The 11,614-nt window shown below is 48.4% G+C and carries 14 protein-coding genes; 7 read left to right on the top strand and 7 right to left on the bottom strand.

Features of this window, described 5'->3' with window-relative positions; translation table 11 throughout:
• Window positions 1-114 precede the first annotated feature (114 nt).
• On the bottom strand, window positions 115-1,278 hold the full coding sequence (locus tag IQ217_RS04295) for a carboxyaminopropylagmatine decarboxylase (protein WP_194019035.1): 1,164 nt from the start codon (window positions 1,276-1,278) through the stop codon (window positions 115-117).
• 139 nt (window positions 1,279-1,417) lie between these two features.
• Window positions 1,418-1,561: a chlorophyll A-B binding protein gene (locus IQ217_RS04290; protein ID WP_190598823.1), complete on the bottom strand. Its 144-nt coding sequence runs from the start codon at window positions 1,559-1,561 to the stop codon at window positions 1,418-1,420.
• A gap of 153 nt (window positions 1,562-1,714) precedes the next feature.
• On the opposite strand from IQ217_RS04290, the gene IQ217_RS04285 reads away from it, so the two are divergent.
• A complete protein-coding gene (locus IQ217_RS04285; RefSeq protein WP_194019034.1) occupies window positions 1,715-2,026 on the top strand; it encodes a hypothetical protein in 312 nt (103 codons plus the stop codon).
• A 193-nt stretch (window positions 2,027-2,219) separates the two neighbouring features.
• A complete protein-coding gene (locus IQ217_RS04280; protein ID WP_190598821.1) occupies window positions 2,220-3,398 on the top strand; it encodes an LptF/LptG family permease in 1,179 nt (392 codons plus the stop codon).
• Between the two features lie 28 nt (window positions 3,399-3,426).
• Here the strand turns inward: IQ217_RS04280 and IQ217_RS04275 are convergent, their stop codons facing one another.
• Entirely contained in the window at window positions 3,427-3,576 is a 150-nt protein-coding gene (locus tag IQ217_RS04275; protein WP_190598820.1) for a hypothetical protein, read from the bottom strand.
• Window positions 3,577-3,675: 99 nt separating this feature from the next.
• On the opposite strand from IQ217_RS04275, the gene IQ217_RS04270 reads away from it, so the two are divergent.
• Window positions 3,676-3,912 (top strand): hypothetical protein, encoded by a 237-nt coding sequence (locus IQ217_RS04270; protein ID WP_194019033.1) that lies wholly within the window; start codon window positions 3,676-3,678, stop codon window positions 3,910-3,912.
• Window positions 3,902-5,347 (top strand): LCP family protein, encoded by a 1,446-nt coding sequence (locus tag IQ217_RS04265; RefSeq protein WP_194019032.1) that lies wholly within the window; start codon window positions 3,902-3,904, stop codon window positions 5,345-5,347. The genes IQ217_RS04270 and IQ217_RS04265 overlap by 11 nt, the downstream gene beginning before the upstream one ends.
• A gap of 112 nt (window positions 5,348-5,459) precedes the next feature.
• Here IQ217_RS04265 and IQ217_RS04260 read toward each other — a convergent pair whose 3' ends face one another.
• Window positions 5,460-5,888, bottom strand: coding sequence for an Npun_F0494 family protein (locus tag IQ217_RS04260; RefSeq protein ID WP_194019031.1), 429 nt, complete (start codon window positions 5,886-5,888; stop codon window positions 5,460-5,462).
• 189 nt (window positions 5,889-6,077) lie between these two features.
• Between IQ217_RS04260 and IQ217_RS04255 the strand changes: the two genes are divergently transcribed.
• The 3 genes from IQ217_RS04255 (at window position 6,078) to IQ217_RS04245 (ending at window position 8,420) form a co-directional block, all read left to right on the top strand.
• A complete protein-coding gene (locus IQ217_RS04255; RefSeq protein WP_194019030.1) occupies window positions 6,078-6,251 on the top strand; it encodes a hypothetical protein in 174 nt (57 codons plus the stop codon).
• Complete coding sequence (gap, locus tag IQ217_RS04250; protein ID WP_194019029.1) at window positions 6,251-7,270, top strand: type I glyceraldehyde-3-phosphate dehydrogenase; 1,020 nt, start codon at window positions 6,251-6,253, stop codon at window positions 7,268-7,270. Before IQ217_RS04255 ends, gap begins: the two co-directional genes overlap by 1 nt.
• A gap of 574 nt (window positions 7,271-7,844) precedes the next feature.
• Window positions 7,845-8,420 carry a Uma2 family endonuclease gene (locus tag IQ217_RS04245; RefSeq protein ID WP_194019028.1) on the top strand — a complete coding sequence of 192 codons (576 nt, stop codon included), beginning with the start codon at window positions 7,845-7,847 and terminating at the stop codon, window positions 8,418-8,420.
• A 155-nt stretch (window positions 8,421-8,575) separates the two neighbouring features.
• Here the strand turns inward: IQ217_RS04245 and aat are convergent, their stop codons facing one another.
• The 3 genes from aat to IQ217_RS04230 all read right to left on the bottom strand — a co-directional run bounded on the left by aat (window position 8,576) and on the right by IQ217_RS04230 (window position 11,522).
• Window positions 8,576-9,193 (bottom strand): leucyl/phenylalanyl-tRNA--protein transferase, encoded by a 618-nt coding sequence (gene aat / locus IQ217_RS04240; RefSeq protein WP_194019027.1) that lies wholly within the window; start codon window positions 9,191-9,193, stop codon window positions 8,576-8,578.
• Window positions 9,194-9,255: 62 nt separating this feature from the next.
• Window positions 9,256-10,149 carry a lipoyl synthase gene (lipA, locus tag IQ217_RS04235; protein WP_194019026.1) on the bottom strand — a complete coding sequence of 298 codons (894 nt, stop codon included), beginning with the start codon at window positions 10,147-10,149 and terminating at the stop codon, window positions 9,256-9,258.
• A gap of 122 nt (window positions 10,150-10,271) precedes the next feature.
• Window positions 10,272-11,522, bottom strand: a complete 1,251-nt coding sequence (locus IQ217_RS04230; protein ID WP_194019025.1) for an aldo/keto reductase — start codon at window positions 11,520-11,522, stop codon at window positions 10,272-10,274.
• Window positions 11,523-11,614 lie beyond the last annotated feature (92 nt).

The following is an 11,614-nucleotide window of genomic DNA, read 5'->3' as shown; positions in this document are numbered from 1 at the left end:
ATTTCGGATACGAAACTGAAATTAGGTACCAAGTCTACACCCCAAGCGACATAGTGGCAAGTACTGTGAAAAAATACCTTTACCTCGGCGTTTTTTCCGAATAGCAATGATTGTCTAACCTAAGCGGTTACGATAATCTTCATAGCCAAAGGTACGCCACAGTTCAAATTCCCCCGATCGCCGCAGACAACCGATGGCGGGATGGTGGACCCCATTAAAAGTGGTGGTTTTAACCATGGTGTAGTGCATCATATCTTCAAAAATCAGGCGATCGCCAACTTGTAGGGGTTGGTCAAAGGCGTAGTCCCCCAGAAAGTCTCCCGCTAGGCAACTAGAACCCCCCAAGCGATAAACTCGATCTCCGGTTGTCGGTACCCTGGCCCCCCGCACCTCCGGCCGATAGGGCATTTCTAAACAATCAGGCATATGGGCAGTGAAGGAAACATCCAGCATGGCATGGGTAAATTCCGGTGTTTCGATCAGATCCTCCACCGTACTAATTAAAAATCCTGTCCGCCAGGCGATCGCCGATCCCGGCTCCATAAGCAACCGCAGATGGGGATGGCGTTGGTGAAATTCCCGAATTACTGCAATGGCGTAGTCCACGTCGTAGCCCTGGCTCGTCAGCAAATGACCCCCACCCAGGTTTAACCATTCAATTTGGGGTAAATACTGACCAAATAACTTTTCAATTTGCCCCAGGGTTTTTGCCAACGCCAAATGATCACTTTCACAAAGGTTGTGGGAGAGGAAGCCCGTAATACCTAGCGGCAAATTACCCTCCAACATTGCCGCTTGTACTCCCAGGCGGGAACCGGGCACACAGGGATTATAAAGATCGGTCTGCACGGGGGAATATTCTGGATTAATGCGTAACCCTGCCTTTACCGTTGTATTGCGCAACAATTCCCCATAACGGTGCCATTGTCCTAGGGAATTGAAGGTGATGTGGCTCGCCAAAGGGATAATGGCCGGCAGATCATCGGGGCGGTAGGTGGGCGCATAAACATGCACTTCTTTGCCAAATTCCTCCGCCGCCAGCCGTGCCTCCCAGAGGGAACTAGCCGAAGCCCCCCCCAACCCCGAACGCAACCAAGGAAAACAGGGAAAGAGGGCAAAACCCTTCAGGGCTAACATTACCTCGATGGGGGCGGATTGCTGCAACCGCTCGAAAATCGCCAAATTTTGTTGTAACAATTCCTCTGCCAACACAAAACAGGGGGAAGGTAGGTTGGATAACAGGGGGTTTTCGGGAATACTCACCGCAGAAAGGCTCACTTCAGCTACAAAAAGAAAAAAAAGACTACTGCTAAAACAGTAGCCCAATCAAGTCTTGAGATTAACGGAGGTTGCCGGGGCACTTTACTACAGATGCCCTAGGCGAGAAAACCTAAAAAAGTTAGGGTAAATCGAAAAATTACAGAATGCCGAAGAAGTGAAGTACACCTTGCCCAGAGACGAGCTCGAGGATCAGGGCAGAGGAGAAACCGATCATGGCCAAGCGACCATTCCAGTTTTCGGCGAAGGCGGTGAATCCAAATTTAGTGTTTTCGTTGTTCATGGTTAAGAATGTAGTTACGAGCTGGGAGGGTTGTCTATGTAAATAAATGTAACAGAGTATTGCGCCCATGGCAAGTCTGTGATGAAAAAGCAATGGGAAGATAATGTTAGGCTCAGACAGAACAGAAGGGACTAATCCTGGGAGAGCAAGGTAATGTTGCCCCTAATTTTGGCGATCGCCCTGTTGTGGGCCTTGATCTGGTGGGCTAGGCGCCGATCCGGTCGGAAAATTGCCCGGGGTAGGGGCCGCCGTAATTCATCTGGTTTCAAGCAAGCCATCCAAGCTTCCCGCCCAACATCAGTCAGGGTGCCCGGTAAGTTGCGGCGGGATCTAATTCGCATTGCCGGTAATGCCCAGGTGGCGGAAAGGTTGGTGAGCAACCTACGGGCCAAACATCCCGATCGCCCGGAAAACTGGTATTGGGAAAAGGCAATTTTTGACCTGGAGCGTGATCGCCATTATTAATTCAGGATTGTTGGTATGGTAAAAGTCCGGTGGGGGTACCATTGCCATGGACTATAACCAATTGACCATGGGTTGTTGCCGGTACAATGCCCAAAATACTCTAATTGGCGGAACTGCCTACATTAAACTCATTAATCCGAAAAATTGCAGTTAAGTTAGCTTCACCGCCCTATTTTCCTACTATTTCTCGACTATGGCCGTTGGCACCTTCAAACAAAGTAGATTTCAATTCCGTTGGCCCCGTTTGTCCGTCATGGACCGGTACCTGTTTGTGGAACTGTTCTTGCCGTTCATTTTTGGCATGGGCATGTTCACCTCCCTGGCCCTTTCCATTGGGACTCTTTTTGACCTGGTGCGACGGGTGACGGAATCAGGCTTGCCCATGGACATTGCGGTGAAGATTCTCTTCTTAAAAATGCCGGAATTTGTGGTGCTGGCCTTTCCCATGTCCATGCTTTTGGCTAGTTTAATGGCCTATAGCCGTCTTTCCAGCGACAGCGAACTGATTGCCCTCCGTAGCATTGGGGTGAGCATTTACCGTCTAGTAGTGCCGGCCCTCCTGTTTGGCATGGTGGTAACTGGCATTGCCTTTGTTTTCAATGACCGTATTACCCCGGCCGCCAGTTATGAAGCGTTAGCTACCCTAGACCGGGCTGTACACCAAGACCGCCCCCCCCGGCAAGAACAAAATATTATTTATCCGGAATACGGCCCAGTGCGGCAACCGGACGGCAACGAGAAAAATATTTTGAAGCGCCTATTCTACGCCGAAGAATTCAACGGCAGCGAAATGAAGGGGCTGACCATTCTTGACCGTACCCAGAGCGGGGTTAACCAAGTGCTCACAGCGGAAAGGGCCAGTTGGAATATTTCTGAAAATACTTGGGATTTCTACGATGGCACGGTGTACCTCATTGCCCCCGACGGTTCTTACCGGAATATTGTCCGCTTTCGTCATCAACAATTGGCGTTGCCCCGGGCACCCTTGGATTTAGCTAGCCAGGAACGGAAGGATGGTGAAATGACCATTGCCCAATCCCGCCGCTATCTGGAAGTACTGCGGTTAAGTGGGGACGACAAAAAGGTACGTAAACTAGAAGTCCGCATCCAGAAGAAGTATGCCCTGCCCTTTGTCTGTTTTGTGTTTGGCCTCATCGGGGCGGCGATCGGAGTACGGCCGCAGAATACCAACAAAGCCACTAGCTTTGGGATCTGTGTGGGCTTAATTTTCTTCTATTACCTACTTTCTTTTTTGAGCGAGTCCATGGGCATTTGGGGCGCCCTGGATCCCTTCACCGCTGCTTGGTTTCCCAATTTACTGGGGTTGATTGCGGGCATCGCTTTGTTGGTGCAATCTTCCCGTCTGCGTTGATCTGCCCCCGTTGCCGGCCCTATTGACCCTATTTGTCCTTTTGGCCGCAGGTCTGGAGTTGGCGCAGAAGTACGTCTATCTCTGCTTCTAGATATAGGTATTGCACCTGTTGGGGAGTTTCGTAAACCTGTTTTTGGCGATCGCCAGCGGGTTTGGCAAGAACAGCAGATTTGGTCATGGAATTGTTTTTTATAAAGGGTTTTATCAAGCGAAGGCATTATACTGCTTTTTCGGTGAAAAAACACAAATTTTTGTGACAATGTTTCGATTAGCCCCTATGCTCCGGCTCCAGGTCAAACCAGGGCACCAAGGCGATCGCCAGTGGGGAGGAATGGGTAAAAACGGTAACTTTCCCCACTGTTACGTTAAGCAAAAATACTCAATAATCTGTCCTGGGGTCGTTGCCATCCGGCACAGATCGGTGGAACAATCGACTCTTTGGTGTTATCTGTATAGGTTAAGTTTCCGCTTGTTTACCAAAATCAGTGTGGTGTTGAGGTTGTATGGCGAATAGTACCGAGTCTGCTCCGTTGCAGTCCTCCAGCACCGTCAAAGTTCGCTCCCATTACCGACCCCATACTGCCCCTGAATCTGACCAGGGCGTCCCGCGATCCAAAAGGGCCCTTCCCCCCCTAGGTAAGGGTTTAGTTTGGGGGAGTTTGGTCACCTTAACCGCCACCGTAGCGGCGATCGCCGGAGTGGGTATCGGCTTTTTTACTCCTGGACCAAGAGGATTGGTGCAACAGGTTATACCGGGTCAATCCACCGGAGTGGAAGCGGGTCAGGGAGATCTATTTCCTTACCACATCAGTCGTCCCGTCAATATTTTAGTTATGGGCATTGACCGGGTGGAGCCGACGGAAACTGAACCCAATGTGGATGAGTTTGGTGGGCGCAGTGACACCATGTTATTGGTGCGGTTCGATCCCAGGGAAAATAGCTTGAAATTACTCTCCATTCCTCGGGATACTAGGGTTTTCATCCCCGATGTGGGCTATACGAAAATCAATGATGCCAATGCCTATGGCGGCCCCCAGTTGGCAGCGAGGGTGATTAATCGCAACTTGGGGGAAGTGCCCATTGACCGTTATGTCCGGGTCACCACCGACGCGTTACAGGAATTGGTGGATTTAGTGGGGGGAGTGGAAGTGTTTGTGCCCCGCCCCATGTTTTACGAAGATAAAACCCAGCAGTTATTAATTGATTTGCCCGCTGGACTGCAAACCTTAAATGGTGCCCAGGCAGAGCAATTTGTTCGTTTCCGCTACGACGCCAATGGGGATATTGGCCGGGTGCAACGCCAAGAAACCCTGCTCAAAGCCCTACAAAATCGCCTTAGCCACCCCAGCATGATTACCCGCATTCCTAAGGCGATCGGCATTATGCAAAAAACTGTGGACACCAATTTGACCATGGAGGAAATTTTGGCCCTGGTCAATTTTGGGCGTCAACTTGATCGCCAGGAAGTACAAATGGTGATGTTACCAGGGCGGTTTAGCCAGCCCACGGAATTTGATGGCCGTAGTTATTGGGTGATGTCTGATGCCGGCAAACGGCAGGTGCTCAGGAACTACTTTGATGTGATTGAAGAAGTCCCCACCTGGGCTGAGACCCCCGGGCGATCGCCAGAAAGTTTACGCATTGCGCTACAAAATGCCACTGACGATCCCCAGGCCTTGGAACGGATGAAGGAATATTTACTTGCCAAGGACTTCCGCAATTTCTATGAAACATCGGAATCGCCGGAACTATTAGCAGAGACGAAAATTTTGGTTCAGAGGGGGGACTTGGATGGTGCCCATTATCTACGGCAAACTCTGGGGGGCGGCGTAGTGGAAGCTTCCTCCGTTGGCGACCTAGGATCGGATTTAACTATCCAAGTGGGTATGGATATTGACCAATGGCTCAAGGAACCGACCCCGGAGGACGACTCTGTTCCCCAATTTTAAAGCTCCAGATCTTCTCCCCACCCGATCGCCATTGCCATTAGCAACGGGTAAGTTGGGGCAATGCTCTTTGCCTGTTTAATTTTGCCTCAAGATAAATATGAACGAACTTAAACTACCCACGACCCAATAAGGTGGCCAGGGGGGTGAGCCAGCGGGCTAGCTGATTTTGTAAACGATTCCACGGGGAAGGGGCAGGAAATTGCCTTTGCTCTCCAGGATATTGATCCAAGATTTGCTTAGCCAACGGTGTGAGACGAAAACTGTCGGTAATACCCTGGCCGTCCACCTCCCGTCGCAATAGCCCCACCTGAATGAGCCACATCAACTCCCGCTCCACTCGATTTTCCGTCAACACTTGCCCACAAAAACCTTGCTTAACTCCCCCGGCTCCGGCGATCGTGGGTAGGGGCACACTGGCCTGGGCCATGGCTCGAAACAAGTCCAGATAAAAGGGACAACACTGGAAAGCCCTTTGGGCCCGATCGTAGGTGCGAGTAGTGTAACTAGCTAATGCTTTCGGGGAGGCCAAAGAGGTGTTCATGGCAAAATATTCAGTCAAAAACCTAACGATTTACAGTGGCAATCCATCGGCGGGCAAGGCTCTGCAGTCTCGAAAAAAATTAAGAACAGTCAAAGAATCTGGACATAGACCAGCCCATAACCCAGTGGTCAGAATTTTTTTGCCCGGCCTTATTCGGTCCTATTTACCCATTGTGCCCAAATCCGACCATTGTTGCCAATTATTCCCCGGGCAACCACGGCGATCGCCAAGCAAAGATTTAAGCATTTTTTCGCATTCTTGCTAATCTCCCTGCCGAAGAGCTGGGTTAACGTTAGGGCAAGTCGGATGTCCTGGTGTGACCGGGTCATCTTTTTGCTATTTATTCCCCAGGAGTTTTTTTAATGTTAAAAATCGGCATCAACGGCTTTGGCCGCATTGGCCGTCTTGTGGCCCGCATCGCCATGGCCAACCCCCAAGTTACCCTAGTGGGCATCAACGACCTTGTACCAGCCTCCAACTTAGCCTATCTGTTTAAATACGATTCCACCCATGGTTCCTACGGTGGCACTGTAGTGGCCAAAGAAGATGGCATTGTCATTGACGACCAATTTATTCCTTGTTTTTCCCAGCGGGACCCCGCCCAATTACCTTGGGGAGAGCTAGGGGCAGATTATGTAGTGGAGTCTACGGGGCTATTTACTACCTATGTCACCGCTGAAAATCATCTCAAAGCCGGCGCTAAACGGGTGGTTATTTCCGCGCCTAGTAAGGATCCTGAAAAAATTCCTACCTTTGTGGTGGGGGTAAATCATCTCGACTACAACGCTGACACCGACAAGATTGTTTCCAATGCCAGTTGCACCACCAATTGCCTGGCCCCGATCGCCAAAGTATTAGACGACAATTTCGGCATTGTGGAAGGATTGATGACCACAGTCCACGCCATGACCGCCACCCAACCCACCGTCGATGGCCCGAGCAAAAAGGATTTCCGGGGGGGTAGAGGAGCCGCCCAAAATATTATTCCCTCATCCACTGGAGCGGCCAAGGCAGCGGCTTTGGTACTACCACAGCTAAAGGGTAAATTGACCGGCATGGCCTTTCGGGTACCGACCCCCAACGTATCGGTGGTGGATCTAACCTTTAAAACGGCAAAAGCCACCAGTTACGAGGAAATTTGTGCCGCCATGAAAACCGCTTCCGAGGGGGAACTCAAGGGCATTTTGGGTTACACAGAAGATGATGTGGTGTCCATGGATTTTCGCACCGATCCCCGTTCCAGTATTTTCGACGCCGGGGCCGGCATTGGCTTGAACAGCAACTTTTTTAAAGTGGTTTCTTGGTACGACAACGAATGGGGCTATTCCTGTCGAGTCATTGATTTAATGTTGACCATGGCGAGCAAAGACGGCCTGGTTTAGGTTTGATGTTTGTTAGGTTGTCCCAATTAGCCTAGCTAGATTTACCGGGATCAATTTCCACCCCGGTAACTTTTTTGTGTTTGGTTAACCCCCTTTAGCAAAACTACCCATCACTAGGGCCGATAGCAAAATACCGGGGACGAGGAGGACAACTAACATCAACAGTTGATCGGCGGTCATGGTAAAAATCCCACTAATGCAAAAAATTCATAATTCCTAAGCCATTAGCCCAGGTGAGGGACAAACCCTATGGGCATGGTAACGGACATTTTTGATTTTTCACCATTTTCGGAGAAGTGGTTTGCTGACAATGGGCTAGAGTTTAACTGGGATGTCAGGAAACTATGCCTCAAAAAATGGAAGCTACATTTGAGGTAAAGACACGCCAGTCAGAGAATACTTTAAAAGCCCCCTTGGTACCCCATGCCTGGGAAAAACTAGAGAAAATTCCTCCAGAACTGCAATCGCCTTACTAGGTCGATTTAGGAGACAAACTGAAAGAAATATTGCCAATATACTTTTAAAAGAGGAGCTGGAACAATCATCATCGTCACCTTTTTGCTCAGGAGAGAATATGACAACCACCCTTAAGCTACAGCCAGCGATCGCCATTGATTCAGATAAATTTTTCCAAATTTGCCAACAAAATCCCGAATTGATCATTGAAGAAAATGCCCAAGGAGAATTGCTAATTATGTCTCCCACTGGTGGCGAGATTGGCCGCAAGAATGCAGAATTAATAGCTGATTTTATTATCTGGAACCGAAAACATAAATTGGGTTTTGTCTTTGACTCTTCCACTTGTTTTCAGCTTCCCCAAGGAGGACGACGATCGCCTGATATAGCTTGGATCAAAAAAGAACATTGGCTAGATTTATCTACCGAAGAAAGAGCAAAATTTCCACCCATTTGCCCAGATTTTGTGTTGGAACTGCTTTCTCCTAGTGAAACCTTAACTGCAACCCAAACGAAAATGGAAGAGTATTTGGCTTCTGGATTACGCCTAGGATGGTTAATTGATCCCCAGAATCAACAGGTAGAGGTTTATCGCAGTAATCAACCCAAAGAGATTTTAGTCAAATCAAATCAATTATTAGGGGAGAACATTTTACTGAACTTTATTTTAGAAATTGACTGGTTATGGAAATAATTTCTCCATCGTCCAGAACGAAAAATTGCTAGGGATAAAACCTAGAAGTAATCGATTTAAATCTCAGCAATTAATCCTTATTCGTCAGGTTAGAACTAGTGTTAAATTGGACATAAACAGAAAGTATAATTTTTTTCTTTATGAAAAAGAAAAGGTCAATCAGTTAAATTAATTACATAATCATAAAAATCAGGCTCGGAAGTAAACTGACAACGATAACTGAGGGCTTTCTCTAACTGCTTTTTATAATCTTTTTCTTCCACTTCGTAGGCTCCAAATCTTTCCAGGTGGGGATTTTGTAGCTGGGCATCGAATAACTTATAGCCCCGTTGTCGCAAATGCTGCACTAATTTAACCATGGCAACTTTAGAGGCTTCAGGGACATTGTAAAACATCGATTCCCCAATGAAAGCCCCCCGGATAGCAATGCCCAAAATTCCCCCCGCTAGGCGATCGCCGTACCAAGTTTCAAAGCTGTGGGCCCAACCGGCAACGTGAAAGGTATGGTAAACCTCAATTAATTCTTGGGAAATCCAGGTTTCAGGGCGGGCGGCACATCCCTCACAAACAGCGGTGAAAGCTTGATTAATTTTGACTTGGAAACGATTTTGATTGAGCACCCGTTGCAAAGATTTGGGATAACGAAATTGATCGTCTAAGGGAATTAAGGCATGGCGATCGCTGGAATACCAACCCAGCCCATGGCGGTCATCGGCCATTAAAAACAGACCCTGGGCATATTGGGCAATGGCATAGTCAACATTAATTTTCACCCTTTATTTCCTCGCAATTCCCTGGTAATTCTTGGGGATAAATCATTGCTTTTTTGTTTTTATCAATCTTCTCCAGCATGGTAAGAACTCCGCACCAAGGGCCCCGATCGCACATGGCTAAAGCCCAATTCCCTGGCAATTTGACCCAACTGTTCAAACTCCTCTGGAGTCCAATATTTTTGCACGGTTAGATGCTCTAAAGACGGTTGCATATATTGTCCTAACGTCAGGCGATCGCAACCCACGGAACGCAAGTCCTTGAGGGTTTCGACAATTTCATTCACCGTTTCTCCATGCCCCAACATCAACCCAGACTTGGTAAAAATGCTGGGATCAAATTCTTTCACCCAGCGCAACACATTCAGAGAACGTTGATATTTTGCTCCCCGTCGTACTTTGCCCTGCAATCTAGCCACTGTTTCTAAGTTATGGTTATAGCAAATAGGTTTAGCCTTGGCCACCGTCAACACCCGCTCTTTTTGGCTGATTTCTCGACCAATACCACCCCAAAAATCCGGCGTTAAAACTTCTATGTCGGTAGCAAAATTTTCCTTACGAATGCGCTCCATCACGTGCACAAACCAACCAGCGCCACCATCGGCCAAATCATCCCTAGCGACGGAAGTTAATACCACATATTTAAGCCCCAATAATTGCACCGCTTCTGCTACTTTTTTCGGTTCATCCTGATCCAATGTCATGGGAGCTTGGCCCTTTTCCACCTGACAAAAACCGCAGGCTCTGGTACAAATTTGACCCATTAATAAAAAAGTAGCTGTTTGGTTGGCGTAACATTCCCCCCGATTAGGACAACGACCTTCTTCGCAAATGGTGTGAATTTGACGCTGTTTAATAATTTGTTGAACTGTGGACAACTCACTAGCTCTACCAATGGGGCGTTTTAACCAACTGGGCAAACGTGGGGGGGACTCACGGGGCGGGGAAGGGGTATTCATGGTGGTCGTTGGGTAGCAGGGCAAAAATGGGTCAACCTCATCAAATCGAACTGGAAGCCATGGCGATCGCCGTACTTTGTCTGGCCAGCACAGCAAAACATTAGCAATTCTTCCCAGAATAATTAACTAGTTTTGGCCACCTCCTGACGGGACAATCTTTGCACCGTTTCCCCTTTAAGCATTCGATCCGTTTCCTGCAAAATTTCTAACACCCTCTGTCGGTGGGGACTGTGGGCTAAACATTGCCAGAGTTTTTGCTCATCAAAGTTGCTGGCCGGTTGACCAGGGAACCAATGGCCGCCGTTGCCCAACAGGTTGTAGCGCATTTTGCTGTATTCCACCAAGTCAAAGCTTTGGCAAAGATTATAAAGCCAGAGAATTTTGGGAATGTTAATTTCCCCAGGGGTATTTTCCGGGCTGGGTAAACCGATGCGCCAACCATTGACCCAATCTTCCCCTAAAGCTTCCACCATGGCCCTATGGAGGTTCGCCAAAATCGGTTGTAAAACTTTTTCAGTCTCCTGCTCCGATGCTAGATAGGGCAGGGTTTTTATATGCTCATCAAAATCCGTTGGCCGGGATGCACCAATACTGAGGGTGTGGACTTGGGAATGGGATAGGCAAAACAGATTGTTAAATACCATCGGGCTGAGGGGTTGGCATAAATTCACCAGCTTTTGGGGCGGGTTATAAAGTTGTCCTCCCTTATCGGATGGGCTAATAATAAAGACCCCCATATCCTGGGCCGTGGCGGCGGCGATCGCCGGCCAATTGTCTTGAAAAATGTAGTACCAGTGGAGGTTGACGTAATCAAATTCCCCGGAATTAATCGCTTCGGTAATGATTGCGGTGGGGCCATGGGTGGAAAAACCAACAAACTTTACTAGGCCTTCCCGTTGTAATTGCCGACAAACAGCTAAACAACCGCCAGGACGTAAACTTTGCTCCAGGGTTTCCCGATTGTTAATGCCGTGGATGCCCAACAAATCGACGTATTCCAGATTTAAGTAACCCAAAGATTTATCAAACTCCCGGCGAAAGTCCTTAGGGTCATCCTTAGGGCTAACCTTTGTCTGCACAATCAATTTTTCCCTGGGTAATTGGGGCAAAATTTTTCCCAACTGCATTTCCGAAGTGCCATAACCCCTAGCAGTTTCAATGTGGTTAATGCCCAACTCCAGGGAACGCTCAATGGTGGCTTGCAAATTGTGCTGGTTATCCTGCGGAACCTGAGCGAAGGGCGCATCCTGCCATTGGAACTGATAGCGCATGCCTCCACAGGAAAAAACCGGCATGGACAATGCAGTGCGGCCAAAACGTCGATAAAGCATAGGGTGGGGGAAATTTGCGGAACTTCGATCAGGAAATGTCATTGGTTAATTATTTTTTAGGGTAACCCAAAGCTCCCTGGGCTCCCAGGGAAGTTCCTCCATGGATGCGCCAAACCCTTAAAATGAGACTCGGT

Source organism: Synechocystis salina LEGE 00031, from assembly GCF_015207985.1.
In the GTDB taxonomy this organism is placed as follows: domain Bacteria; phylum Cyanobacteriota; class Cyanobacteriia; order Cyanobacteriales; family Microcystaceae; genus Synechocystis; species Synechocystis salina.
This window is presented reverse-complemented; position numbering and strand designations above follow the sequence as displayed.

Coding starts and splice junctions, on each gene's coding strand:
- IQ217_RS04290 (WP_190598823.1), bottom strand. CDS start 1,561: ATGAACAACGAAAACACTAAATTTGGATTCACCGCCTTCGCCGAAAAC.
- IQ217_RS04285 (WP_194019034.1), top strand. CDS start 1,715: ATGTTGCCCCTAATTTTGGCGATCGCCCTGTTGTGGGCCTTGATCTGG.
- IQ217_RS04280 (WP_190598821.1), top strand. CDS start 2,220: ATGGCCGTTGGCACCTTCAAACAAAGTAGATTTCAATTCCGTTGGCCC.
- IQ217_RS04275 (WP_190598820.1), bottom strand. CDS start 3,576: ATGACCAAATCTGCTGTTCTTGCCAAACCCGCTGGCGATCGCCAAAAA.
- IQ217_RS04270 (WP_194019033.1), top strand. CDS start 3,676: ATGCTCCGGCTCCAGGTCAAACCAGGGCACCAAGGCGATCGCCAGTGG.
- IQ217_RS04265 (WP_194019032.1), top strand. CDS start 3,902: ATGGCGAATAGTACCGAGTCTGCTCCGTTGCAGTCCTCCAGCACCGTC.
- IQ217_RS04260 (WP_194019031.1), bottom strand. CDS start 5,888: ATGAACACCTCTTTGGCCTCCCCGAAAGCATTAGCTAGTTACACTACT.
- gap (WP_194019029.1), top strand. CDS start 6,251: ATGTTAAAAATCGGCATCAACGGCTTTGGCCGCATTGGCCGTCTTGTG.
- IQ217_RS04245 (WP_194019028.1), top strand. CDS start 7,845: ATGACAACCACCCTTAAGCTACAGCCAGCGATCGCCATTGATTCAGAT.
- lipA (WP_194019026.1), bottom strand. CDS start 10,149: ATGAATACCCCTTCCCCGCCCCGTGAGTCCCCCCCACGTTTGCCCAGT.
- IQ217_RS04230 (WP_194019025.1), bottom strand. CDS start 11,522: ATGACATTTCCTGATCGAAGTTCCGCAAATTTCCCCCACCCTATGCTT.